This is a genomic window from Stenotrophomonas sp. FR024 (assembly GCF_047500745.2).
GTDB lineage: Bacteria > Pseudomonadota > Gammaproteobacteria > Xanthomonadales > Xanthomonadaceae > Stenotrophomonas > Stenotrophomonas maltophilia_A.
In genome coordinates, this window is the sequence record NZ_JAXAXM020000014.1 from 19219 (window position 1) to 42334 (window position 23116).

19 protein-coding genes are annotated in these 23116 nt (G+C 67.3%); 9 read left to right on the forward strand and 10 right to left on the reverse strand.

Going from position 1 to position 23116, the window contains the following annotated elements:
* The first annotated feature begins 9 nt into the window (after positions 1 to 9).
* Positions 10 to 867, forward strand: a complete 858-nt coding sequence (locus tag ACMZ91_RS15400) for an EamA family transporter (RefSeq protein ID WP_032128214.1) — start codon at positions 10 to 12, stop codon at positions 865 to 867.
* A gap of 60 nt (positions 868 to 927) precedes the next feature.
* Here the strand turns inward: ACMZ91_RS15400 and ACMZ91_RS15405 are convergent, their stop codons facing one another.
* The 3 genes from ACMZ91_RS15405 to ACMZ91_RS15415 all read right to left on the reverse strand — a co-directional run bounded on the left by ACMZ91_RS15405 (position 928) and on the right by ACMZ91_RS15415 (position 3875).
* Complete coding sequence (locus ACMZ91_RS15405; protein WP_049400583.1) at positions 928 to 2370, reverse strand: ExeM/NucH family extracellular endonuclease; 1443 nt, start codon at positions 2368 to 2370, stop codon at positions 928 to 930.
* Between the two features lie 172 nt (positions 2371 to 2542).
* Positions 2543 to 3061: a c-type cytochrome gene (locus ACMZ91_RS15410; RefSeq protein WP_149909497.1), complete on the reverse strand. Its 519-nt coding sequence runs from the start codon at positions 3059 to 3061 to the stop codon at positions 2543 to 2545.
* 205 nt (positions 3062 to 3266) lie between these two features.
* Positions 3267 to 3875, reverse strand: coding sequence for a TetR/AcrR family transcriptional regulator (locus tag ACMZ91_RS15415; protein WP_414577504.1), 609 nt, complete (start codon positions 3873 to 3875; stop codon positions 3267 to 3269).
* A gap of 161 nt (positions 3876 to 4036) precedes the next feature.
* On the opposite strand from ACMZ91_RS15415, the gene ACMZ91_RS15420 reads away from it, so the two are divergent.
* Genes ACMZ91_RS15420 through ACMZ91_RS15430 form a run of 3 tightly spaced genes read left to right on the forward strand, consistent with a single transcriptional unit; the run spans position 4037 to position 8830 of the window.
* Positions 4037 to 5200 (forward strand): isovaleryl-CoA dehydrogenase, encoded by a 1164-nt coding sequence (locus ACMZ91_RS15420; RefSeq protein ID WP_014645571.1) that lies wholly within the window; start codon positions 4037 to 4039, stop codon positions 5198 to 5200.
* A gap of 10 nt (positions 5201 to 5210) precedes the next feature.
* Positions 5211 to 6821: a carboxyl transferase domain-containing protein gene (locus ACMZ91_RS15425; protein ID WP_049400582.1), complete on the forward strand. Its 1611-nt coding sequence runs from the start codon at positions 5211 to 5213 to the stop codon at positions 6819 to 6821.
* A gap of 8 nt (positions 6822 to 6829) precedes the next feature.
* The gene (locus ACMZ91_RS15430; protein ID WP_414574478.1) at positions 6830 to 8830 is read left to right on the forward strand and encodes an acetyl/propionyl/methylcrotonyl-CoA carboxylase subunit alpha; all 2001 of its coding nucleotides are present in this window, start codon (positions 6830 to 6832) and stop codon (positions 8828 to 8830) included.
* Positions 8831 to 8848: 18 nt separating this feature from the next.
* Here ACMZ91_RS15430 and ACMZ91_RS15435 read toward each other — a convergent pair whose 3' ends face one another.
* Positions 8849 to 10045, reverse strand: a complete 1197-nt coding sequence (locus tag ACMZ91_RS15435) for a putative peptide maturation dehydrogenase (RefSeq protein WP_049462820.1) — start codon at positions 10043 to 10045, stop codon at positions 8849 to 8851.
* Between the two features lie 120 nt (positions 10046 to 10165).
* Here ACMZ91_RS15435 and ACMZ91_RS15440 point away from each other — a divergent pair, with 120 nt between their 5' ends.
* On the forward strand, positions 10166 to 10453 hold the full coding sequence (locus ACMZ91_RS15440; RefSeq protein WP_049462810.1) for an NHLP-related RiPP peptide: 288 nt from the start codon (positions 10166 to 10168) through the stop codon (positions 10451 to 10453).
* Positions 10454 to 10456: 3 nt separating this feature from the next.
* On the opposite strand, the gene ACMZ91_RS15445 is transcribed toward ACMZ91_RS15440, so the two are convergent.
* The 4 genes from ACMZ91_RS15445 to aceB all read right to left on the reverse strand — a co-directional run bounded on the left by ACMZ91_RS15445 (position 10457) and on the right by aceB (position 17441).
* Complete coding sequence (locus ACMZ91_RS15445; RefSeq protein ID WP_414577507.1) at positions 10457 to 12946, reverse strand: putative peptide modification system cyclase; 2490 nt, start codon at positions 12944 to 12946, stop codon at positions 10457 to 10459.
* 42 nt (positions 12947 to 12988) lie between these two features.
* Positions 12989 to 14032, reverse strand: coding sequence for a GGDEF domain-containing protein (locus tag ACMZ91_RS15450; RefSeq protein ID WP_071229558.1), 1044 nt, complete (start codon positions 14030 to 14032; stop codon positions 12989 to 12991).
* 420 nt (positions 14033 to 14452) lie between these two features.
* Entirely contained in the window at positions 14453 to 15754 is a 1302-nt protein-coding gene (gene aceA / locus ACMZ91_RS15455; RefSeq protein ID WP_004153647.1) for an isocitrate lyase, read from the reverse strand.
* 64 nt (positions 15755 to 15818) lie between these two features.
* Entirely contained in the window at positions 15819 to 17441 is a 1623-nt protein-coding gene (gene aceB, locus ACMZ91_RS15460; protein WP_049462808.1) for a malate synthase A, read from the reverse strand.
* A gap of 110 nt (positions 17442 to 17551) precedes the next feature.
* Between aceB and ACMZ91_RS15465 the strand changes: the two genes are divergently transcribed.
* Both ACMZ91_RS15465 and ACMZ91_RS15470 read left to right on the forward strand, forming a co-directional pair.
* Positions 17552 to 18520 (forward strand): LysR family transcriptional regulator, encoded by a 969-nt coding sequence (locus ACMZ91_RS15465; protein WP_049421009.1) that lies wholly within the window; start codon positions 17552 to 17554, stop codon positions 18518 to 18520.
* A 349-nt stretch (positions 18521 to 18869) separates the two neighbouring features.
* Positions 18870 to 19778 carry a LysR family transcriptional regulator gene (locus tag ACMZ91_RS15470; protein WP_049461669.1) on the forward strand — a complete coding sequence of 303 codons (909 nt, stop codon included), beginning with the start codon at positions 18870 to 18872 and terminating at the stop codon, positions 19776 to 19778.
* Between the two features lie 82 nt (positions 19779 to 19860).
* Here ACMZ91_RS15470 and ACMZ91_RS15475 read toward each other — a convergent pair whose 3' ends face one another.
* Entirely contained in the window at positions 19861 to 21117 is a 1257-nt protein-coding gene (locus ACMZ91_RS15475) for an MFS transporter (protein ID WP_071228781.1), read from the reverse strand.
* Between the two features lie 123 nt (positions 21118 to 21240).
* Complete coding sequence (gene lepB / locus ACMZ91_RS15480; protein WP_049461671.1) at positions 21241 to 21867, reverse strand: signal peptidase I; 627 nt, start codon at positions 21865 to 21867, stop codon at positions 21241 to 21243.
* 304 nt (positions 21868 to 22171) lie between these two features.
* Between lepB and ACMZ91_RS15485 the strand changes: the two genes are divergently transcribed.
* Together ACMZ91_RS15485 and ACMZ91_RS15490 are read left to right on the forward strand one after the other, a co-directional pair.
* Positions 22172 to 22573, forward strand: coding sequence for a hypothetical protein (locus tag ACMZ91_RS15485; RefSeq protein ID WP_049461672.1), 402 nt, complete (start codon positions 22172 to 22174; stop codon positions 22571 to 22573).
* A gap of 3 nt (positions 22574 to 22576) precedes the next feature.
* Positions 22577 to 23023 (forward strand): 3-dehydroquinate dehydratase, encoded by a 447-nt coding sequence (locus tag ACMZ91_RS15490; protein WP_004153636.1) that lies wholly within the window; start codon positions 22577 to 22579, stop codon positions 23021 to 23023.
* The last annotated feature ends 93 nt before the right edge of the window (positions 23024 to 23116 follow it).

Below are 23116 nucleotides of genomic sequence, written 5' to 3' on the forward strand. Positions count from 1 at the left end.
GCCCGCCCCATGCTCTACCTGTCCTTGGCCGTGATCTGCAGCGTGCTGGTTTCGGTGTTGTTGAAGGTGGCCGGACGCCGCCAGCTGGATGTTTCGCAGATGGTCACCTGGAACTATCTGGTGGCGGCAACGCTCACCGCCGTGGTGCTGCAGCCGCCGCTGGACGCACTGCGCGCGCCACATGCCCCGTGGCTGTCGCTGCTGGCACTGGCGGTGGTGCTGCCATCGATCTTCCTGGTGCTGGGCCGCGCGGTGGCGGTGGCCGGCATCGTCCGCAGCGACGTGGCGCAGCGCTTGTCGTTGCTGCTGTCTTTGGCCGCCGCCTTCCTGTTCTTCGGCCAGACTGCGACGCCGTGGAAGCTCGCCGGTCTCGGCCTGGGCCTGCTGGCGATGGTGGCGATCAGCCTGCGCCCGCGCGGCCCGGCGGTGGCGTCCTCACCCGGCGGCTGGGGCTGGCTGCTGGGCGTCTGGGCCGGGTTCGCGGTGGTCGACGTGCTGCTCAAGCAGGTGGCGCTGTCCGGCACGCCGTCGATGGCGGCGGTGCTGGCCAGCTTCAGCGTGGCCTTCGTGCTGATGCTGGCACTTCAGCTGTGGCGGCACGCCAGTGGCCGCAGCCGGTTGGCCTGGCGCAACCTCGGTGCGGGCGCGCTGCTGGGCCTGCTCAACGGCGGCAACATTCTTTTCTATGTGCACGCGCATCAGTCCATGCCGGAGAGCCCGGCCACCGTGTTCGCCGGCATGAACATCGGCGTGGTGGTGCTGGGCGCGCTGGTGGGCGTGTTCGCCTTCGGCGAGGCCACCACGAAGTGGAACCGCGCCGGGCTGGCGCTGGCGGTGCTGGCGATTGGATTGATCGCCTGGGGGTGAGCCCGGCCTCGGGGTCAGAGCCCATTTCGTTGGAATGGGATCCGACCCCGGCGCTGGGCGTTATTTATCGAAGCCCAGCAGCAACGGATCGTGGTCGGAGCTGCGCCACGGGCCCTGCACGTTGCGGCCCTGGTAGCCGCTGGCGTCCTGTTCGTCGGCATTGCTGTGCCACTCGGCGGCACCGCGCAGGCGCTGGGCCATGCCCGGGCTCAGCAGTGCATGGTCGAGGCGGCCGGTATAGCCGTTGTAGACGTAGCTGTAAGGATGCTCGACCTGGGCGACCTTGAATGCGTCCTGCCAGCCCAGGTCATGCAGGGTGCGGATCGGGTCTTCCATCGCGTAGGCGTTGAAATCGCCCAGCAGCACCACGTCCTTCACCTTCAGGCGGCCAGCTTCGGCCTGCACCCACTGGTTCAACTGCTTTGCCGATTCCACCCGGGTGGCATTCCAGCAACCCTGGCCATCGTTGCGGTCGGCATCGCCGCCGCTGGCATCACGGCAGCCCTTGGACTTGAAATGGTTGGCGACCACCATGAACGGTGCGCCCTTGCCCTGGAAGGCCTGCGCCAGCGGTGCGCGGCTGTGTTCGGCGAACGGACCGTCGGTTCTGGTCAAAGGCTTGCCCAGCGGCTTGAACGCGCTCCTGCGATAGATGATGCCAACCCGGATCGGGTTGCTGCCCGGCCCCTCGCCGGCATCGACGAAGGCCCACTGCTTGTCGGCGGCAAGACCGGCGTTGAGGGCGCTGACCAGTTCGGCGATGGCCGACTGCGGGCCATAGCCATCGTTTTCCAGTTCCATCAACGCGGCGATGTCGGCACCGAGCGCGTTGACCGTGGCCACCAGCTTGCCGACCTGCGCCTTGTGCTCTTCCAGCGTGCGTGCGCCGCGCAGGGTCGGGAAGCCACCGCCCTGGCCATCGCCATTGAAGAAGTTCTCCAGGTTGAATGCAGCGATATGCAGGCTGCCCGGCACCGTCGGCACCGCCGGACGCTTCAGCTCGGGCAACGTGAGTGCACCCTCGACCTGCAGGCGCGGACGGCCCTGTGCGTCCACGTGCACGACACCTTCCACATTGCGCAGCTGCATGCCGGTGCGCAGCACCGGGTTGGCTGGCAGGTAGGCCACGCTGGCCGGGTCGCGGGCTTCGCTGCCGTCGTCCAGCAGCAGGCGGCGGCGCTGGTTGTCGGCCATCACCTGCTCATAGCCGGCAGTACCCGGCGCGGCCACTTCGGTCGGCTGCCAGAGGCGGCCATCGAAGGCCACGGTGAGCTGCCCAAAGCGCTCCAGGCCATCGGTGCCGGCCAGGGTGAGCGGTGCGGCGATGCGCACGCGCTGGCCATCCAGCGCACGCCAGTCGGCCGGCGCGGTGGTCAGCACCACGGTGGCGCTGCTGCGCGCGGCGGACGGCGACGCGACCGGTGCGGCCTGCGGCTGGGCCTGGGCAAAGGCGCCGGCCGGCAGCAGCAGGGACAGGGCAAGGGCGAGGGAACGGCGGCGCATCGACGGGCGACTCCATGGAAGAGGCGCACAGACTAACCCTGAAATACGAAACCCCGCCTGCGGGCAGGGTTTTGACCTTGGTGGGCAAAGCCTGGGTCGTGCCGGCCGCTGGCCGGCAACCTCATGACCTTGGTGCGATGCGTGGTTGCCGGCCAGCGGCCGGCACTACCGGTTACTTCAGGTTGCCCAGCATCCAGTCCACGGTGGCGTGGATCTGTTCCTCGGTCAGCGCCGGGTTGCCGCCCTTGGGCGGCATGATGCCGCCATCCGGGCCGGTATAGCCCTCGATGGCGTGCTTGTAGAGGGTCTCCTTGCCCTGTGCGATGCGCTTGTCCCAGTGCGAATGGTCCAGCGTCGGCGCCATGCCCACGCCGGTGGTGTGGCAGGCGGTGCACAGGTTGTCGAAGATGACCTTGCCGTCCTTGGTGCCGCCGTAGGCCACCTGCGAGGCGGCCTTGGCCAGCGCGGCGGCCTTGGCCGCAGCCTGCGCGGCGGCGCCGGTGCTGCCGGCATAGACCGCGCCGGTGGGCGAGATGCGCTGTTCGGTGCGCTTGGCCGCGGTCGGCGACACCTCGGGCGGAATCCGGGTGTGGATGTATGCGGCAAGGAGGATGAGGCCGAGGGTGATGGTCGCCAGCAGCGCGATCACCATGGAGAAGCGTTTCAGGAACTCCAGATCGTAATTCCGCACTCTTCGTTACCCCTGGCTGATAGTCGTTGGACCACGGCTGAGCGACTGCGTGATGGACCGAGTATAGAACGCGCTTTGCGTGCGACAACAGGCGTCACTGCTGGTGCGGCGCAGCATTCGGACCCGGTAGTGCCGGCCGCTGCCCGGCATCGCCAGCCCGCCGGATGGATCGTGCAGAAGCCGGCCAGCGGCCGGCTCTACCGGATTACCGGGCGCCGATCGCGCGCAGGCAGAAGCTGCAGATCGCATCCACCAGTGCGTCTTCGTCGCGGTGTGCTTCGCGGCTGGGCGCGGTCGGGCCGACCATCGCCTCGGTGAAGGCGCCGACCAGGCAGGCGGCGGCCACATGCGCGTCCTGCGCCGGCAGCTCACCGGCGGCCACGCCCTCCTCCACCAGCCGCAGGAACACGTCGCCGAAGGCACGACGACCACGCATGCGCTCGGCTTCCACGTCCGGGTCGACCGGTTCGACGATGAAGGCATGCGCCAGCCCCGGCCCGGCCAGGGCGCGGCGGACGAAGGCGATGATCGCCAACCGCAGGCGCTCGCTGGCCACCTCCGGGCCGCTGGCGATGCGCTCCATGATCGCGACCTCGTGGGCCACCGCGGCGTTGAGCACCTCCACGAACAGCTCGGCCTTGGACGGGAAGTGCCGGTAGATCAGGCCGGTGGACACCCCCGCCTGGGTCGCCACGGCGGTCACCGGGGCATTGCGCCAGCCGCCGGTGGCGACCAGCTCACGGGTGGCCAGCAGGATCCGTTCACGGGCCCCGGCCAGGCGTTCTTCCATCAGTGCAGAGCGTTTGTAGGCCATGTTTTGATTCTAGTTTCAATTTTTGAATTTGTATTCACTTCTTACCCGAACCCCGCTACGCTGGGGTCCAATCGCCCGTGCGGGCAGCGGTCCTGCAGACCGCCGCCCGCTCCCCCGCCGGGTGCGTCCATTTCCTGCCATCCCGCCGTGGAGCCACCACAATGCACGTGCCATCCCTGAACTTCGATCTTGGCGAAGACATCGACCTGCTGCGCCAGAGCGTGGCCCATTTTGCCGCCGCCGAGGTCGCACCGCTGGCCGCCGAGGCCGATGCCAGCAACCAGTTCCCGCTGGCCCTGTGGCCGAAGCTGGGCGAGCAGGGCCTGCTCGGCCTCACCGTGGAAGAAGAATACGGCGGCACCGGCATGGGTTACCTGGCCCATGTGGTGGCGATGGAAGAAATCTCGCGTGCCTCCGGCGGCATCGGCCTGTCCTATGGCGCGCACTCCAACCTGTGCGTGAACCAGCTGCGCAAGAACGGCAACGAAGAACAGAAGCAGCGCTTCCTGCCCGGCCTGTGCAACGGCAGCCTGGTCGGCGCGCTGGCGATGAGCGAGCCGGGTGCCGGTTCGGACGTGGTGTCGATGAAGCTGCGCGCCGACAAGCGCGGTGACCGCTACGTGCTCAACGGCAACAAGATGTGGATCACCAACGGCCCGGACGCCGACGTGCTGGTGGTCTATGCCAAGACCGACATGGAGGCCGGCGCCAAGGGCATCACCGCGTTCCTGGTCGAGAAGGGCATGAAGGGCTTCTCCACCGCGCAGAAGCTGGACAAGCTGGGCATGCGCTCCTCGCCCACCTGCGAGCTGGTGTTCCAGGACTGCGAGATTCCCGAAGAAAACGTGCTGGGCCAGGTCGGTGGTGGCGTGCGCGTGTTGATGTCCGGCCTGGATTACGAGCGCGTGGTCCTTTCTGGTGGCCCGCTGGGCCTGATGGCCGCGGCCATGGACGTGGTCATGCCCTATGTGCACGAGCGCCACCAGTTCGGCGAACCGATCGGCAGCTTCCAGCTGATCCAGGCCAAGATTGCCGACATGTACGTGGGGCTGGGCGCGTGCCGCGCCTACGTCTATGCCGTCGCGCGCGCCTGCGACCAGGGCCGCACCACCCGCCAGGATGCCGCCGGTGCCATTCTGTACGCCGCCGAGAAGGCCACCTGGCTGACCGGCCAGGCGATCCAGATCCTGGGCGGCAACGGCTACATCAACGAATATCCGACCGGCCGCTTGTGGCGCGACGCCAAGCTGTATGAAATCGGCGCCGGCACGTCGGAGATCCGCCGCATGCTGATCGGCCGCGAACTGTTCCAGCGCACCCTGTAAGGCCAACGCGATGACCGTCCTGAACAGCCAGCTGCAACCGGGCAGCGAAACGTTTGAAAGCAACCGCGCCGCCATGCAGGCCGTGGTCGACGACCTGCATGCCACCCTCGCCCGCACCGCGCTGGGCGGCAGCGAAGCCGCGCGCGCCAAGCACACCGCACGCGGCAAGCTGCTGGTGCGCGACCGCATCGACGCCCTGCTCGATCCCGGCAGCGCCTTCCTGGAAATCGCGCCGCTGGCCGCGCACGGCATGTACGAAGACGCCGTGCCCGCCGCGGGCGTGGTGGCCGGCATCGGCCGCGTCAGCGGCGTGGAATGCGTGATCGTGGCCAACGACGCCACGGTGAAGGGCGGCACCTACTACCCGATGACGGTGAAGAAGCACCTGCGCGCGCAGGAGATCGCCGAGCAGAACCACCTGCCCTGCATCTACCTGGTCGATTCCGGTGGCGCCTTCCTGCCGCTGCAGGACGAGGTGTTCCCCGACCGCGATCATTTCGGCCGCATCTTCTACAACCAGGCCAACCTGTCCGCGCAGGGCATCCCGCAGATTGCCTGCGTGATGGGTAGCTGCACCGCCGGCGGCGCCTATGTGCCGGCGATGAGCGATGAGACGGTGATCGTGCGCGAACAGGGCACCATCTTCCTCGGCGGCCCGCCGCTGGTGAAGGCCGCCACCGGTGAAGTGGTGACGGCCGAGGAACTGGGCGGTGCCGACGTGCACACGCGCATTTCCGGCGTTGCCGACCACATGGCCGACAACGACCTGCAGGCGCTGGCGCGGGTGCGCGCGATCATCGCGCAGTTGAACTGGCGCAAGCCGGAGCCGGCGATGGCGGTGCAGGCCAACGAGGAACCACTGTTGCCGGCGCACGAGCTGTATGGCGTGATCCCGGCCGACACGCGCAAGCCCTACGACGTGCGCGAGGTCATCGCGCGCCTGGTCGATGGCTCGCGCTTCGATGAGTTCAAGCCGCGCTACGGCGCAACGCTGGTGACCGGCTTTGCGCATCTGAACGGCTACCCGATCGGCATCATCGCCAACAACGGCATCCTGTTCTCCGAGTCGGCACTGAAGGGCGCACACTTCATCGAGCTGTGCACCCAGCGCAACATCCCGCTGGTGTTCCTGCAGAACATTACCGGCTTCATGGTCGGCCGCAAGTACGAACAGGGCGGCATCGCCAAGGACGGCGCCAAGCTGGTGATGGCCGTGGCCTGCGCCAAGGTGCCCAAGTTCACCGTGGTCATCGGTGGTTCGTTCGGTGCCGGCAACTACGGCATGTGCGGCCGCGCGTACTCGCCGAACTTCCTGTGGATGTGGCCGAACGCACGCATCGGCGTGATGGGCGGCGAACAGGCCGCCAGCGTGCTGGCCACGGTCAAGCGCGATGGCATCGAAGCCAAGGGCGGCCAGTGGCCGGCAGTGGAGGAAGATGCATTCAAGGCACCTATCCGCGACCAGTTCGAGCAGCAGGGCCATCCGTACTACGCCAGCGCGCGCCTGTGGGATGACGGCGTGATCGATCCGGCCGACACCCGCCGGGTGCTGGCCCTGGCGCTGTCGGCCAGCCTCAACGCCGCCCCGCAGCAGACGCGCTTCGGCGTGTTCCGCATGTAACCCGTGCCATGACCGAGTCTGTTGCCATGTTCACCAAAGTCCTGATCGCCAACCGTGGCGAAATCGCCTGTCGCGTCATCGCCACCTGCCGCCGCCTCGGCATCGCCACCGTGGCGGTGTATTCCGATGCGGACCGCAACGCACGCCATGTGCGCCTGGCCGACGAAGCCATCCACATTGGTCCGGCCGCCGCACGTGAGAGCTACCTGCGCAGCGATGCCCTGCTCGACGCCGCACGCCTGACCGGCGCGCAGGCGATCCACCCCGGCTACGGCTTCCTGTCCGAGAACGCCGACTTCGCCGATGCCTGCGCGGCGGCCGGCATCACCTTCATCGGCCCGCCGGCCAGCGCCATCCGCGCGATGGGCGACAAGAGCGCGGCCAAGGCGCTGATGGCCGAGGCCGGTGTGCCGCTGACCCCCGGCTATCACGGCGACCAGCAGGCGCCGGACTTCCTGCGCGCACAGGCCGACGGCATCGGCTACCCGGTGCTGATCAAGGCCAGCGCCGGCGGCGGTGGCAAGGGCATGCGCAAGGTCGAGCGCAGCGAGGACTTCGTCGATGCACTGGCCAGCTGCCAGCGCGAGGCGGCCTCGGCGTTCGGCAACGACCATGTGCTGGTCGAGAAGTACGTCGAGCGCCCACGCCATATCGAGATCCAGGTGTTCGGCGACAGCCACGGTGAGGCGGTCTACCTGTTCGAGCGCGACTGCTCGGTGCAGCGCCGCCACCAGAAGGTACTGGAAGAAGCACCCGCGCCGGGCATGAGTCCCGAACGTCGTGCTGCGATGGGCAAGGCGGCAGTCGATGCCGCGCGCGCGGTGGGCTACGTCGGTGCCGGCACGGTGGAGTTCATCGCCGGCCCGGACGGCGATTTCTACTTCATGGAAATGAACACCCGCCTGCAGGTCGAGCACCCGGTGACCGAGTACATCACCGGCACCGACCTGGTGGAGTGGCAGCTGCGCGTGGCCTCGGGCCAGCCGCTGCCGCTGCGCCAGGAACAGCTGGCGATCCACGGCCACGCCATCGAAGCGCGCCTGTATGCCGAAGATGCCGACCGGGGCTTCCTGCCCTCCACCGGCACCCTGCGCCGCCTGCGCCTTCCGACCCCGTCGGCCCATGTGCGCGTGGATACCGGCGTGGAGGAAGGCGACAGCATCACCCCGTACTACGATCCGATGATTGCCAAGCTGATCGTCTGGGACCTGGACCGCGAGGCCGCACTGCGCCGCATGAGCCAGGCGCTGGCCGACTGCCAGGTGGTGGGCGTGACCACCAATGCCGGTTTCCTGCGTCGCCTGGTCAACACCGATTCGTTCGCGCACGCCAAGCTGGACACCGCGCTGATCGAACGCGAACAGGCGGCATTGAGTGCAGTGGGCGACACGGATGATGCCCTGTGGCAGCTGGCTGCGGTGGCTGCGGTTGCAAGCACGGGCGGCGCCAGCACCGACGCGCGCGATCCGCATTCGCCGTGGCAGGCCCAGGACGGCTGGCGCCTTGGCGCATCGGCACCGCGCGTGCTGCCGCTGCAGCAGGGCGAACGCAAGCACACGCTGAAGGTGTGGACGCAGACCGATGGCTGGCGCGTGCAGTGCGATGACGCCGCGCCGGTGCAGGTGCTTGGCACGGCCGATGCGCAGCATCTGACCGTGCTGCTGGGCGAGCGCCGCTGGTCGTTGCAGCTACTGCGCGAAGGCGACCAGCTGTATCTGTTCGGCGCCGATGGCCAGCACCGCTTCACCCTGCACGATCCGGTGGGCGAATCGGACCACGCCGTGGCCGATGCCGGCAGCCTGCTGGCGCCGATGCCGGGCAAGATCGTCGCGACACTGGTCGCGGCCGGCACCGAGGTCAAGCGCGGCACGCCGCTGGTGGTGCTGGAAGCGATGAAGATGGAGCACACCCTGCAGGCACCGGCAGACGGCACGGTGAAGGGCTACCGCGCCAAGGCCGGCGACCAGGTGGGTGACGGTGCGGTGCTGGTGGACTTCGAAGCGGCGTGAACGATGACGCGCCGGGCCCTAGGGCCCGGCTGCATCGGCATTCCCTGCCCGTGGGTCCGCCCGCGGCCACACGTGGCCATCCGGGTCCAGCTCCGCGGTGATCTTTGTGCCACTGCGCCAGCCCAGCCCGCAGATCGCCAACGCACCTTCGGCCATCGGCTGCAGGCCAAGCGCACGCCCGGCCTCGGATTCATTGATGGCCGCTGTAACAAAAGCGCCCAGGCCCAGTGCGGTGGCCGACGCATACAGTGCCTGTGAAACATGGCCTGCATCCAGCGTGACAGCGCGGTAGGCCTTGGCATGGTTCCGATACTTCCAGAAGTTGCGCTCGAAGCGGCACACCAGCACCAGCAGCACGTGTGCATCGGCGAACCAATGCTGCCCGGCCAGCAAGCGCTGGCACAGCGACTCCAGGTCCTGTGGCTGTGCCGGCAGCCGGCCCAGCTCGTGCGCCACCGCATGGTAGTGATACAGCCCCGGGGCCATTCCCTCCACGTTGCGTACCAGCAAGTAGGCCTCCAGCGGATGCAGGCTGCCGGCTGAAGGCACGTTCTTCTTCAGGAACCGCACACCTGGATCGGTTTCCACCTCGGCCTGTGCCATCAGCACCTGCTGCAGCACGCGCGCCAGCAGTGGCAACGGCAGCGCACGCGCGCTATCGAAGTTGCGGCAGGTAGCCCGTGCCTGCAGCTGCGACTGCATCGGATCATCCTCGTAGCACGGCAGTGCCTGCGCGCCATGTATACGCGGAGGTGCCTCGGGTGGCGGACTGCCGTAGCTGCGCACCAGATCGCGTGCGGTCACCAGCTGGTGCTGCTCCATGTCCTGCACGCTGTCCACCTCGTCCCAGCACGACTGCTGGTAGTGCACCGCCGACAGCGGCCACCAGTGACTATCGCGCAGGCGCTGCTCGGCAGCGCAGGCCTTGGCGTGGGCCGGATCATCGCTGACCAGCAGGCCCTGCTGCAGCAATGACAGCACCCGACCGCGCGCGTCCGCTGCTTCCGGCAACGGCTGCCACTGTTCGGCACTGCAGGCCAGCAACCAGGCACAGCTTTCCGCGTCGATCACCTGCACCGACGGCAGGTGCGCCGCACGCACCTGCAGGACCGGCTGCAGCTGCACGCCGGTACCACCAGCCAGTAGTTCCTCCAGGTTGAAGGACGGGCGTTCGACCGGCTCGACGAACAAGGTCCGGCAACGACGGAATCTCATCGCAATGGCATCCGAGGGCTGTTCGGGGCGCCGATCATAGCGTGGCGGGTGCACGTACCCATCAACTTCGCGGCGCCACCGCCGATAATTCCATTTTCCCATTCTGCCGGTGCTGATCCCATGTCTGCTTCCCCCCTTTCCGCCGACGTTGTCCAGCAGCTGCTGGAGCGCCTGGCCAGCGATGATGCCTTCCGGTCCGAGTTTGCCAAGGATCCCGGCCTGGCCCTGCTCGCACTGGGTGCGGACGAAGACACCGTGCGTGCCTGCCGTGCATCACTGGCGTCCCTGGGCAGCAAGATGGAGTTCGCCCAGGCCGCATCACGCATGCGGACCCTGCTTGGGACACGCGCCGCCTTCAATGTGCCGTTCCTGTTCGAGGATGGCTTGCCTGGTCTCCAGCAGGAGTAACGATCAGGGTGCCGCTGCGTCCGGGCTGCTGTGAGAGGCCACGGGACTCTCCATTAATGCCAGCCGCTGCACGTCGTTCACGTTCAACGGCAGCAGTGCGTAGTCGCCGATGTTCTCTGCAAAGGCCAGGCCGGCATGGTGTTGAAGCCAGCGCAGCTGACGCTGCGCTGCATCGTGCTGACCCTGGGATCGCAGCAGATCCAACTGCAGCACGCGCCACTGGAACAAACTTGCCTGGCGCTGCTGCGCCAACAACTGCTGTGCACGCAGCGTTTCTCCAGCGTCCAGGGCCATGCGTGCCTGCAGCAGGTTCCACAGTTCGCGCAGGCGGGGATCGTCGTCGCGTTCGGGCAGCGCCTGCAGCGCGTCCCTTCGCTGCATGACCACCGTTGCCTGGCCGGCGCGCAGCGCATGGTGGGCAGCGGCAAGAGCGATGAATGCGTTGCGCCGTGCCGATGCAGGCTGGCCACGATCGATCGCCGCGAGCGCGCGATCGAGCACCTGCTGGTACTCCTGCCCCGGCACGGAAACGCCTTGCCGTGCACGCCAGGCCAGCGCCTGCAAAGCGAGGATGTCACACATCCCACCTGCGCTGGGGCACTGCGACGCAGCCTGCTGCATGTCGCCCGCAGCTTCAGCGCTGCGACCCTGCATGGTCAGCACGGCAGCCCGCTCCATGCGTGTCCCGGGGCCCAGTGGCCCCATCGCGGTGAACCCGGCGTTGGCCGCTTCGAAGTCGCCAGCCAATGCGGCAATCACCGGCTCCATGCCATCGCCGTTCCAACCCGGGTGCAGCCGCGCACCGCGCAGGGCTGCTTCCGCTGCGGAGGCTTCGCCACGGGCCAATTGGATGCGTGCAACAAACGCCAGCACCAATGCACGGCGCGAATGCTGGCGTCCCAGCAGCGGCTGCGTCGCGGCCAGTGCGCCATCGTAGTCACCCTGCGCGAACTGCACCATCGAGTAGTTCATCCAGCCGGCCGGGTCGTCCGGGTACAACTCGGTCAGCATGCGCCATTTGTCAGCGATGCGTGCAGGCGGTGCCCCTTCGAAATCGGCCGCCCAGGCATCGAGATAGAGCTGGTCGCGCGCGGTCAGGTGCGTACGTTGGCTGACCGCCTTGCGGTACAGCGCCGCGGCCTGCTCCAGATTGCCCTTTGCGTGCTGGATGTTCATCTGCCCGACGTAGGCGAAGGCAAAGGCAGGATCCAGTCGGGTCGCCTGCTCGAAGAACATCAACGCATCGTCATAGCGCGCGGCAGCCGTTGCATCGACGCCCTTGGCATAGGCATGCAGTGCGTCCAGATTGGCGGTAGCCACGGTTGGCAGCGGCCGCTGGTCTGCGCCGACGTCACGAAGCGCTTCGCCAAGGTCGGTACGCAGCGCCGCAACCACTTGATCGGTCGAGGCGAGGATCGAATCCAGCCCGCGACCGTCGGCAAAGCGCGTGTAAACGGTCTGTCCGCTACGCGGATCCACGACTTCGACACTGACCCGTACTTTGCCATTGAGCTCCAGCACACTGGGGATCAGTACCGCACGAACTCCGTCACGCAGCGCGACCTCGATGGCCAGCCTGCGGTCCAGCCGCGCCTGCGGCGGCCGCTGCATCAGCTGCAGGGTGTCACGCACCTTCAGCTCGCTGAGGATGTTGACGAAACGCGACTGCCCCAGGCTGATGTACAGCGCCTGCTCCAGGCTACTGTCCAACTGGGGATAAGCCGTGGCGTTGTGCACCGCCGCCACGATCACCCAGTCGCGTTCGGCGAAGGCGATGGCCGGTGCCGGCCGAAACAGCGTCCACAGCACTCCGCATAGCGCCAGCATGAGTGCCGCCTCGGTCACCAGCGCCGCTGGGCGACGCCACAGCGGCAGATCCCGCCACGCTTTTTCACCCGAGCGCGGGCGACGTAGCGGGGCGCTGCCACGCAATCCCACTTCGAATACTTCCTGGCGTTCGCCGATGCCCTTGAAGCGCCAGCAGCCGTGATCCTTCCAGCGCAGCTCGTCAGCCGCCCAGGGCAGTTCGCTGGCTGCCCGACGTGCCATCTGTTCGGCGGCCGCGGACAGCAGGACCTGTCCAGGCCACGCCAGCTGCATCAGGCGCGCAGCCATGGGCTTGGCCAGGCCTTCCACCTCCACCGGTTTTGCGCCGTGGGCAACGGCCTCGGCACTGTTGTTCCACAGCAGCACGTCACCCACGTGCAGGCCGGCGCGTGCACGCAGAACAACGCCACGTTCGCGCCCCAGTGCATCAACGGCGTTCTGGTAGGAAAGAGCAAAGCCGATGCCATCGATGGGACGTTCGAACAGGATGAACAATCCGTCAGACCGATCGATCAGCTGGCCGTTCCAGCGCTGCTGCAGGCCAAGCACCAGGCGGTCATGCTGCTGGAACAGCTCAGCGGCGGCAATGTCACCGATCCGCTCGACCAGCTGCAGCGAATCGCACAGATCGGTGAACAGCAGAGTCCGCACCTGCGAACTCTGCATCGGGAGAAAATCCGGAATGCCGTCCATTGCCACCTCTGCTGCTCATTGTCCGCTTTCGGAGTCGCCGCCCCAGCGCAGGCAGTTGCCACCATCGCGCTTGGCCTGGTACAGCGCGCGGTCCGCGTTGGCGTACCACTCGCTCCAGCCCGCCTCCGGCGCCAGCAGGCTGGCTCCGATGCTGACCAGGCTTACATGCGGCGTGCCATGACTGCGTTCGAGCAGGCCATGCACCGCGCTGAGGATGAACTCGGCCGCGTGCTGCACGATCTCATGGTTGCCACGGCGCAGGATCAGGCAGAACTCATCGCCGCCGAGCCGGCAGGCCAGGTCCTGTTCGCCGGCCATCGAGCGCAGGATGTTGCCCATGCTCTGCAGCACACGGTCGCCGGCCTGGTGGCCGTGGCGGTCGTTGATCTGCTTGAAGCGGTCGCAGTCGATCAGCAGCAGTGCCTGCGGCAACCCTTCGCCATCGGCGCGGCATTCCTGCAGGTACAGGGTGAGGCCACGGCGGTTGTGCAGCCCGGTCAGTTCATCGGTACGTACCAGTTCACGGGTGTGGGTCAACTGGTGGGTGGTGATGTACAGGTTGTCCAGCGCGGTTTCCAGATCGTGGTTGCGCCGGCGCAGCTGGCTGATCAGCGCCTGCTCGTTGGTAAGCACGCGCATGATCGTACGGCGCAGGAAGTAGGCGACCAGGCCGGGATCGGATTCCACCAGGCGATGGAAGTCGGCCGGGCCCAGCTCCAGTACTTCACAGTCGGCCAGCGCGCGTGCACTGGCGCTGCGCAGGTGATCGCCGACCAGCAGGCCAAGCTCACCGAAGAACTCATGCTGGCCGAGCGTCTTGATCACCAGGTCCTCGCCGAAGTCCAGTTCGATCTGGCCTTGGAGGATCACATACATCCGTTCGCCGCGATGGCCACGCTGGAACAACCACTGTCCGGCATGAAGCTTGCATGGACGGGCAAATCTGGCGAACAATGCAACCTCGGCAGCGGACAGCAGCGCGTGCACGATCTCGGCCATCGCCACCCGGGCGATACCTGACGTCACATCACTGTTCTCGGCCGCACCCCTGCCGGTCATTCCCTGCACCCGCCGCCAGCGTCCCCTGGTGAGCCGCGGAGCATAGCACCGCTTTAAAGTGTGCGCCCTATCTCATTTTGACCCGTCTGCCGATCTTGATTGATGTGAAGATCGGTGGTGGCCCGTTCTGGTCACGGGTGTCCGGGCAAAACCCCTGCTGGATCAATCCGATGCTGGGTTTCACAGGCTTTCGGCCAAGTTGCCGGCACGCGGGGGTGCGCCGGATTGACGCTGGCTGCGCGCTGCTCCCTTGCATCGATACAACAACGCCGGCAGGTCCCCCGACCGGCCGGCGTTGTCTGGCCCTTCCCTGGCCACCCTGATCGGATTCCGAAGCTTCGGTAGCGCCGGCCGCTGGCCGGCTTCCCTGTGGTGCCCGAAGGATCACGTGGTTGCCGGCCAGCGGCCGGCACTACCGCATCACGCCGCGCGTTCGCTGCGCCCGCCGTGGAACTGCTCTTCCTCGGTCGAACCGGTCAATGCGGTGGTCGACGACTGGCCCTGCTGGATCGCCTGGGTCACCGCATCGAAGTAGCCGGTGCCAACCTCACGCTGATGCTTGACCGCAGTGAAGCCGCGCTCGGCCGCTTCAAACTCGGCTTCCTGCAGTTCCACGAACGCGCTCATCTGTCGACGTGCATAGCCGTGGGCCAGATTGAACATGCCGTAGTTCAATGCATGGAAGCCGGCCAGGGTGATGAACTGGAACTTGTAGCCGTAGCTGCCCAGCTCGCGCTGGAACTTGGCAATGGTGGCGTCGTCCAGGTTCTTCTTCCAGTTGAAGCTGGGCGAGCAGTTGTAGGCCAGCAGCTTGCCCGGGAACTTCGCATGGATCGCCTCGGCGAACTTGCGTGCAAACTCCAGGTCCGGCTTGCCGGTCTCGCACCACACCAGGTCGGCGTAGGGCGCATAGGCCAGGCCACGGCTGATCGCCTGGTCCAGGCCGTTGCGGGTCTTGTAGAAGCCTTCCACGGTGCGCTCGCCGGTGGCGAACGGCTTGTCGTTGCCATCGATGTCGCTGGTCAGCAGATCCGCGGCTTCGGCATCGGTACGTGCCACCAGCAGGGTCGGCACGCCCAGCACGTCGGCGGCCAGGCGCGCAGCGTTGAGCTTCTCGATCGCCTCGCGGGTCGGCACCAGCACCTTGCCGCCCATGTGGCCACATTTCTTCACCGAGGCCAGCTGGTCTTCGAAATGCACGCCAGCGGCACCGGCCTCGATCATCGCCTTCATCAGTTCGAACGCATTGAGCACGCCGCCGAAACCGGCTTCCGCATCGGCCACGATCGGCTGCAGGAAGTCGATGTCGTCCTTGCCTTCGGCGTGGTGCAGCTGGTCGGCGCGCAGCAGCGTGTTGTTGATGCGCTTGACCACCGCCGGCACCGAATCGGCCGGGTACAGCGACTGGTCCGGGTACATCTGCCCGGCCAGGTTGGCGTCGGCCGCCACCTGCCAGCCGGACAGGTAGATCGCCTTCAGGCCGGCCTTGACCTGCTGCATGGCCTGGTTGCCGGTCAGCGCACCCAGCGCGTTGACGAACTCGCGCTCATGCAGCGATGCCCATAGCTTCTCTGCACCCAGGCGGGCCAGCGAATGCTCGATGTGGACGGTGCCACGCAGGCGCACCACGTCGGCGGCACTGTAGTTGCGCTGGATGCCTTCCCAACGCGGGTTGGTATCCCAGTCGTGCTGGATCTGTTCGGCAGTGGGCAGCTTGCTCATGTCTTTCTCCAGTTCGGTTCGTGCGTGCAGCGGGGAGGGAAACGGCGGGAAACGCGGGCGGCGGTCAGTCGATGCGCGCGTAGGCCGGCAGGGTCAGGAAATCGGTCAGTTCGTCGCTGCGGCTCAGTTCGCCGAGCAGGGCGATGGCCTCGCCGATGCGTGCGCCACCGGGCAGCGCGGTGGTGTCACCCAGCCGTGCCGGCAGCTGCGCCAGCGTGGCATCCAGCAGTGCCAGGTCGATGGCGGTGCCGTCGTCCAGCTGCTGGCCCGGCGTATGCAGCCACTGCCACAGCTGGCTGCGGCTGATCTCGGCGGTGGCCGCGTCCTCCATCAGGTGGTGGATCGGCACGCAGCCGTTGCCATCCAGCCATGCCGCCAGGTAGCGCACGCAGACTTCCACATTGCCTTCGAAGCCGGCGCGGGTGATGGTGCCGGGCGGCCGTGCGATCAGTTCGTCGCGGCCGACGCGCACATCCTGGCGCAGCACGCTGTGCTGGTTCGCACCGGGCATGTGTTCGTCGAAGATCGCCATCGCCACCGGAATCAATGCCGGATGCGCGACCCAGGTGCCGTCGTGGCCGGCGGTCACTTCGCGCAGCTTGTCGGCGCGCACGCGGGCCATCGCCTGTTCGTTGGCGGCGGCATCGTTGTTGATGGGAATCTGCGCGGCCATGCCGCCCATCGCATGCGCACCACGGCGATGGCAGGTCTGGATCAGCAGCTCCGAATACGCCTTCAGGAACGGCTGGGTCATGGTCACCTGGCCGCGCTCGGGCAGCACGCGGTCGCCGTGGCGGCGGAAGGTCTTCAGGTACGAGAAGATGTAGTCCCAGCGCCCACAGTTCAGGCCGACGATGCGGTCACGCAGCGCGTACAGGATCTCATCCATCTCAAACACCGCCGGCAGCGTTTCGATCAGCACGGTCACCTTGATCTGGCCGTGCGGCAGGCCGAGCATGCCTTCGATGTGCGACAGCGCGGTCTCCCACAGCGCCGCCTCTTCCATGCTCTGCAGCTTGGGCAGGTAGAAGTACGGGCCGCGATCCTTGGCCTGCAGGGTGCGGGCGTTGTGGAAGGCGAACACCGCCGCGTCGAACAGGCCACCAGCGATGAACTGGCCATCGATGCGCACGTGCTTCTCGTCCAGGTGCCAGCCGCGCGGGCGTACGATCAGCACCGCCTGTTCGTCGTATGGGCGCAGGGCGTAGTGCTTTCCATTGGGTGCGGTGTATTCGAGATCGCCACGCACCGCGGCAGCCAGCGACTGCTGGCCGGCCAGCAGGTTGCGCCAGGTCGGCGAGGTCGAATCCTCGAAGTCGGCCATGAACACCTTGGCGCCGGAGTTCAGCGCGTTGATGACCATCTTCGGGTCGGTCGGGCCGGTGATCTCGACGCGGCGGTCCTGCAGCGCCGCCGGCAGCGGGGCAACACGCCAGTCGCCGCTGCGGATCGCGGTGGTGTCTTCGCGGAAGTCCGGCAGGCCGCCCTGGTCGAAGAACGCCTGACGCTCCCGACGGGCCTGCAGCCGTGCCTGCCGGCCCGGTTCCACCGCGCGGTGCAGCGACACCAGCAGGGCCAGCAGCGGCGCCGGCAGCAGGGTGTCCTGGCCGGCCACGCGGGTCGCCAGGGCGATGCCGGGGGTGGCCTTGCTGGCGGGGGTGGGAACAGCGGAAGCGACGGCGGACATGGGGCGACTCCAGCGGTGGGGGAACGCCTCCACGGTGCCGTCGGCGCCGAGTATTTGGCAAAACAGTTTTTGCAATGCTCTACATAAGTTGTGCTAATACTTGTGACACGATGAGCACACGCCCCCCGCCAAGTCCGCGTTTTTCCTACAAATCCGACCGGTTGAAGCCGCTGCGCGCGTTCTGCCAGACCGTGCGCCTGGGGTCGGTCTCACGGGCGGCTGAGGCGCTTTTCGTTAGCCAGCCGGCCATCAGCCTGCAGCTGCAGGCCTTGGAGCGAGAGCTGGGGGTGCCGTTGTTCGAGCGCAGCGGGCGCCGCCTGGTGCCCAGCCGCGAGGGCCAGCTGCTGTACGAGATGGCACAGCCGCTGGTGGAGAACCTGGATGGGCTGGAGGCGCGTTTCCGCGACAAGGTGCGCGGCCTGGACGCGGGCGAGCTGAACATCGCCGCCAACAGTTCAACCATCCTGTACCTGCTGCCGAAGATCGTCGAACGCTTCCGCCTGCACCATCCGGACGTGCGCCTGACCCTGCACAACGCGATCAGTGCCGATGGCACCGACCTGCTGCGCGAGGATGCCGCCGACCTGGCGATCGGCTCGATGACTGATGTGCCGGCCGATCTCAGCTACGCACCGGCCTACCGTTTCGAGCAGGTGCTGATCGCGCCGCACGACCATCCGCTGGCCAGCGGTGGCGAGCTGGAACTGGCCGACATCGCGCGTTTTCCGCTGGTGCTGCCACCGAAGCGGCAGATCACCTACCGCCTGGTCGACCAGGTATTCCAGCGCCACCGCATCGCCTACACCGTGGCATTGGAAGTGGGTGGCTGGGAGGTGATCAAGCAGTACGTGGCGATGGGCATGGGCATTTCCATCGTGCCGGCGCTGTGCCTGAACGAGGCTGACCGCGAGCGGCTGGCGGCGCGGTCGATGAAGCGCTGGTTCCCGGAACGCAGTTACGGGGTGATCGTGCGGCGTGGCAAGGCGTTGTCGGCGCAGGCGCGGGCGTTCATCGAGCTGATCCAGCCGGAGTTGTTCAGCCCGCGCGATTACGACCAGAGCGGGCATTCCGAGCGGTGAGGGGTGTTCGGCAGGGCTGCGCCCTGCACCTGCCGAAGCCGAAGCAACGGCAACAGCGGGCTATCCGTGGGATGGCGGGGCGGCGTGGGTGGGCAGGACACGCCGTAAACCCGTCCATGGGGGCTCGATGGCGCCATCCATGGCGCCAACGGTCCTGCCCACCCACGCCGTCCCGCCTCTGACAGATTCCCGCGATCTGTCGGGGTCGGATCCAGTTGCTGCGCAATGGGCTCTGACCCCCGCTGCAAATGATCGAAACCGGATTTTGTAGAGTCGAGCCATGCTCGACTGGCGGAAAAGCGATCGAAGAAGGCGACAAGCCCGGTGCCGGTCTGGCTAGACTGGCCCCATGTCCATCGAACTCCGCCACCTGCGTTACTTCCTCGCCGTTGCCGATACGCTGCACTTCGGCCAGGCGGCTGAGCGGCTGGGTATGTCGCAGCCGCCGCTCAGCCAGCAGATCCGCCAGCTGGAAGACCTGATCGGTGCGCGCCTGTTCGTGCGCAGCCATCGTCGTGTGCAGCTGACGCCTGCCGGTGAGCTGCTGCAGGAACGTGCACGCGCCATCGTGCAGCAGGTGGAAACGGCGGTGGACGAGGTGCAGCGCGCGCAGCGCGGTGAGCAGGGTGAGCTGCGCATCGGATTGACCCGCGCCACGCCGCTGTCGCCGCAGATTCCGCGTTCAATCCTGCAGTACCGCCAACGCTATCCGCAGGTGCGGCTGCAGCTGAGCGAGATGAACACCCTACAGCAGATCGATGCACTGCTCGATGGCAGCCTGGACGTGGGCATCATCCGCAAGCGCGCGTTGCCGCCGGAACTGGTTGCGCACAGCCTGTTCGTCGATCCGCTGGCGTTGATCGTGCATGCCGATCACCCTGCCCTGCGCAGACTGTCGAAACAGGGCACGCTGTCGCTGCGCGACTTCGCGCAGGAGCCGTTCGTGGCGTTCCGCCGCAGTGCCGGTGCCGGCATCCACGACCACATGATCGCGCTGTGTGCGGCGGCGGGATTCACCCCGCGCATCGTGCAGGAGGCGGGCGAGGCATCGACGCTGATCAGTCTGGCCGCTGCCGGTCTCGGTGCGGCGATCCTGCCGTCGTCCTGTGATCACATCCGGGTGGAAGGCGCGCGCTTCGTGGCGCTGGCCGATGCCGGGGCGCATTCGGAAGTGCAGCTGGCGTGGCACCGCGAGGGTGTGACGCCGCTGATCCGCAATTTTGCTGGGCTGCTGCGTGAGGCGTTCGCGGAAGGGTGAGGCGCAACTCACCCGGTAGCGGCCAACCTTGGTTGGCCCACGGCCACGGCGCCGACCAAGGTCGGCATCTACCAGAGCAGGTTCACGCCGTCACCGGCTGAGGGGCGCGCTGCTGCAGCGCCCAGACGATGCCACCGCCGATCAGGGTCAGCACGGCGGCGAACAGGCACACACCCAGCCAGTCCCACGCTGCATAGGCCAGGCCGCCCACACCACCGAGCACGCTCGAACCCAGGTAGTAGGCGAACAGGTACAGCGCCGACGCTTCGGCGCGCATCGCACCGGCGCGGCTGCCGACCCAGCTGCTGGCCACCGAGTGACCGCCGAAGAAGCCGAACGTCACCAGCGCGATACCGAGTGCCATCGTGCTCAGCCACGGCATCGCCAACAGCACGATGCCGGCACCAATCAGTGCGAACGAGATCGACAGGATGCGACCGCGCCCGTAGCGCGTGGCCTGCTGGCCCATCCACGCCGAACTGAAGGTACCAACCAGGTATACGCTGAAGATCAGCCCCACCACGGTCTGGCTGAGGTGGTACGGCGGCGCCAGCAGGTGATAGCCGAGGTAGTTGTAGAGGGTGACGAACACGCCCATCAGCACGAACGAGGTAGCGAACAGCCACGGCAGGCCCGGGTCGGCGAACAGCGTGCGCCAGCGCGACGGCAGTTGGCGCAGGCCATCGCGGCGCGGGTGGAAGTGGCGCGACGGCGGCAGCTGCAGCCAGAGCAGGACGGTACTGGCGATGGCGATGATCGAGACGACGCCGATGCCCCAGCGCCAGCCCCAGTGGTCGGCGATGATGCCGGCCAGCAGGCGCCCGCTCATGCCACCGATGGCGTTGCCGCCGATGTACAGGCCCATCGCCAGGCCCAGCGCGCGGCTGTCCATTTCCTCGACCAGGTACGTCATCGCCACTGCCGGCACGCCGCTCAACGCCAGGCCGAGCAGCGTGCGCAGCACCAGCAGCGTGGTCCAGTCATCCACCAGCGCCGTGCACAGCGACAGCGTGGCCGAGGCCAACAGCGCGACGATCATCAAAGGACGGCGGCCGACCGCATCGGACAGCAGGCCGGCCAGCAGCATCGCCACCGCCAGCGTGCCGGTGGTCAACGACAGCGACATCGCGCTGCCGGCGGCGGACACACCGAAATGACGGCTGAACTCCGGCAGCAGCGGCTGCACCGTGTAGAGCAGGCCGAAGGTGGAGAAACCGGCCAGGAACAGCGCCAGCGCGGTGCGGCGGAAGGCCGGTGTGCCCTGCTGGATGCGGGTCTCGGCGATGGGATCGACAGTGGGGGGGCGGCGTTCTACTGCCGCCGCGGTTTCGCCAGTCATGGGATCGATGGGCCGGTGGGGCGGCCAAGCGTGGGAGGGAACGGGCCTCAGACTAGGCCCGTCCATCCAGTCGATCCATAACCTGATAGGTCATGATTGATACATAAGAAGTATCAATTCAGCTTACAGACGCTGCCACTCGAAACCGTCGCCACGACGGTAGTACACCGCCACGGCGCGGCCGTAGAGCTTGTCGGCGTCAACGAAGCCGAAGAAGCGACCGTCGAAGCTGTTGCCACGGTGGTCACCCAGCACCAGTACCTTGCCGTCCGGCACCACCAGGTCAGCGATGTCCGGGCCGCCGCCCATGTCCAGGTCGAGGCTGGCATGGCGGTCGCCGAAGGCCTCCACGTCCTGCAGGTCGGCAATCTGCAGCGGCTGGCCGTTGATGCTCAGATGGCCTTCGCGCAGCTGCACATGATCACCGGCCACTGCAGCCACGCGCTTGATCAGGCGGGTGCCGTCGGCCGGTGAATCGAACACCGCCACTTCACCGCGCTGCGGAACGCCGGTCGACATCAGTTCCTTGCCGGTGAACGGCAGGCGCAGGCCATAGGCGCGCATGTCCACCACCACCCGATCGCCGGGCTGCAGGGTCGGCTGCATCGAGCCGCTGGGCACCACGTAGTGGTTGGCGAGGGTATCGCGGGCGGCGGCGAGCAGGCCAAGCATCACCAGCAGCGGCAGCGCCTCCTTCTTCAGCCAGGCCAGCGCGCGTTCGGAAAAGGGAGGACGGGCAACAGCATCCATGACAGGCTCCGGGTGGTTGGTAGCGGTATCAGACCACATGCGGGCGCAGGAGGTTCCCGCGCCTGGAACCTGTAGAGCCGAGCCCATGCTCGGCTTGCTCTTGTAGCGTCGAGCTTGCTCGACTGAGGCGCAGAGCAGTCGAGCAAGCTCGACTCTACGTAACGGCAGCCGAGCATGGGCTCGGCTCTACAATACGGGTTACGCAGGTTTTACGCGCCGGCCCGGCCGCGGGCATCGCACCTTTACGGGCAGCACGCGCATCGTGTGCCCACCGCGCCACAGGGCGCATTCCGCAAGGTGTTGTATGACCCTCCTGGTGATCCGCCACGCGTCTTCGTCGGCGCCGCGCCCGCAGCTGCCGGCGCAGCTGAGCGGCCATCGCGTGCTGTGCAGCGACTGCGCCAGCCTGTCCGAAGTGCGCCAGTGCCTGTGCCAGCCGCAGGCGCGCTCGGCCGACTGGGTACTGCTGGATGTCGGCGCCGCCGACGAGGCGCAATGGCAGGCCGAAGGTGGCGCGCTGCAGGCGGCGCTGGAACGGCTGCCGGCGCAGTACATCGAGCTGCAGGCCCCCAGCGAGCCCGGCCTGGATGCGCGCCTGCGCCTGCAGCATGGCCCCGCCGCGGTGGTGGTGGACCAGCGCAGCCAGCAGGCCGGGTATCCATTGTCGCTGGCCATTGTCGGCCGCCGTCTGGCACAGGAGGGCTGAGCCATGTCGATCTTCATCATCCGTGGCCCGGAAGCGGCCGGTGCCCTGATCCGCACCGCGATGCCGCTGCCGGCACCGGTCCTGAAGTCACTGGTGCATCGCGCGATCGACGCCGGTACCAGCGTGGCGATCCGTGCCTGTGGTTCGGAACAGGAACTGCTGGACGCGCTGCGCGTGGCTGACCACAGCCGCGGCGAGGTGACCCTGCTGGATCCGGGTGCGTGTGCCAACAGCCTGCGCCTGCAGCGCCTGCTGCCGTACCTGCACAACGCCTACGTGGAAGTGCATGACGACGGCGCGGTGGCCGAGCCGTGCCTGCCGGCGGGTGTCGGTCAGCGGCTGGGCATCGCTGCTGGGTATGGCGCGCAGAGTTATGTGCTGGCGCTGGATATCGCGCTGGATCACCTGGGCCTGGCCGAGCAGGCGAACCGGGTGCACGTGGGGACGTAAGCCGCTTGTGTAGAGTCGAGCTTGCTCGACTGGCTTTTCGTGGAAAGACCGTCGAGCAAGCTCGACGCTACACAAAGAAAAACGGCGGGGTTC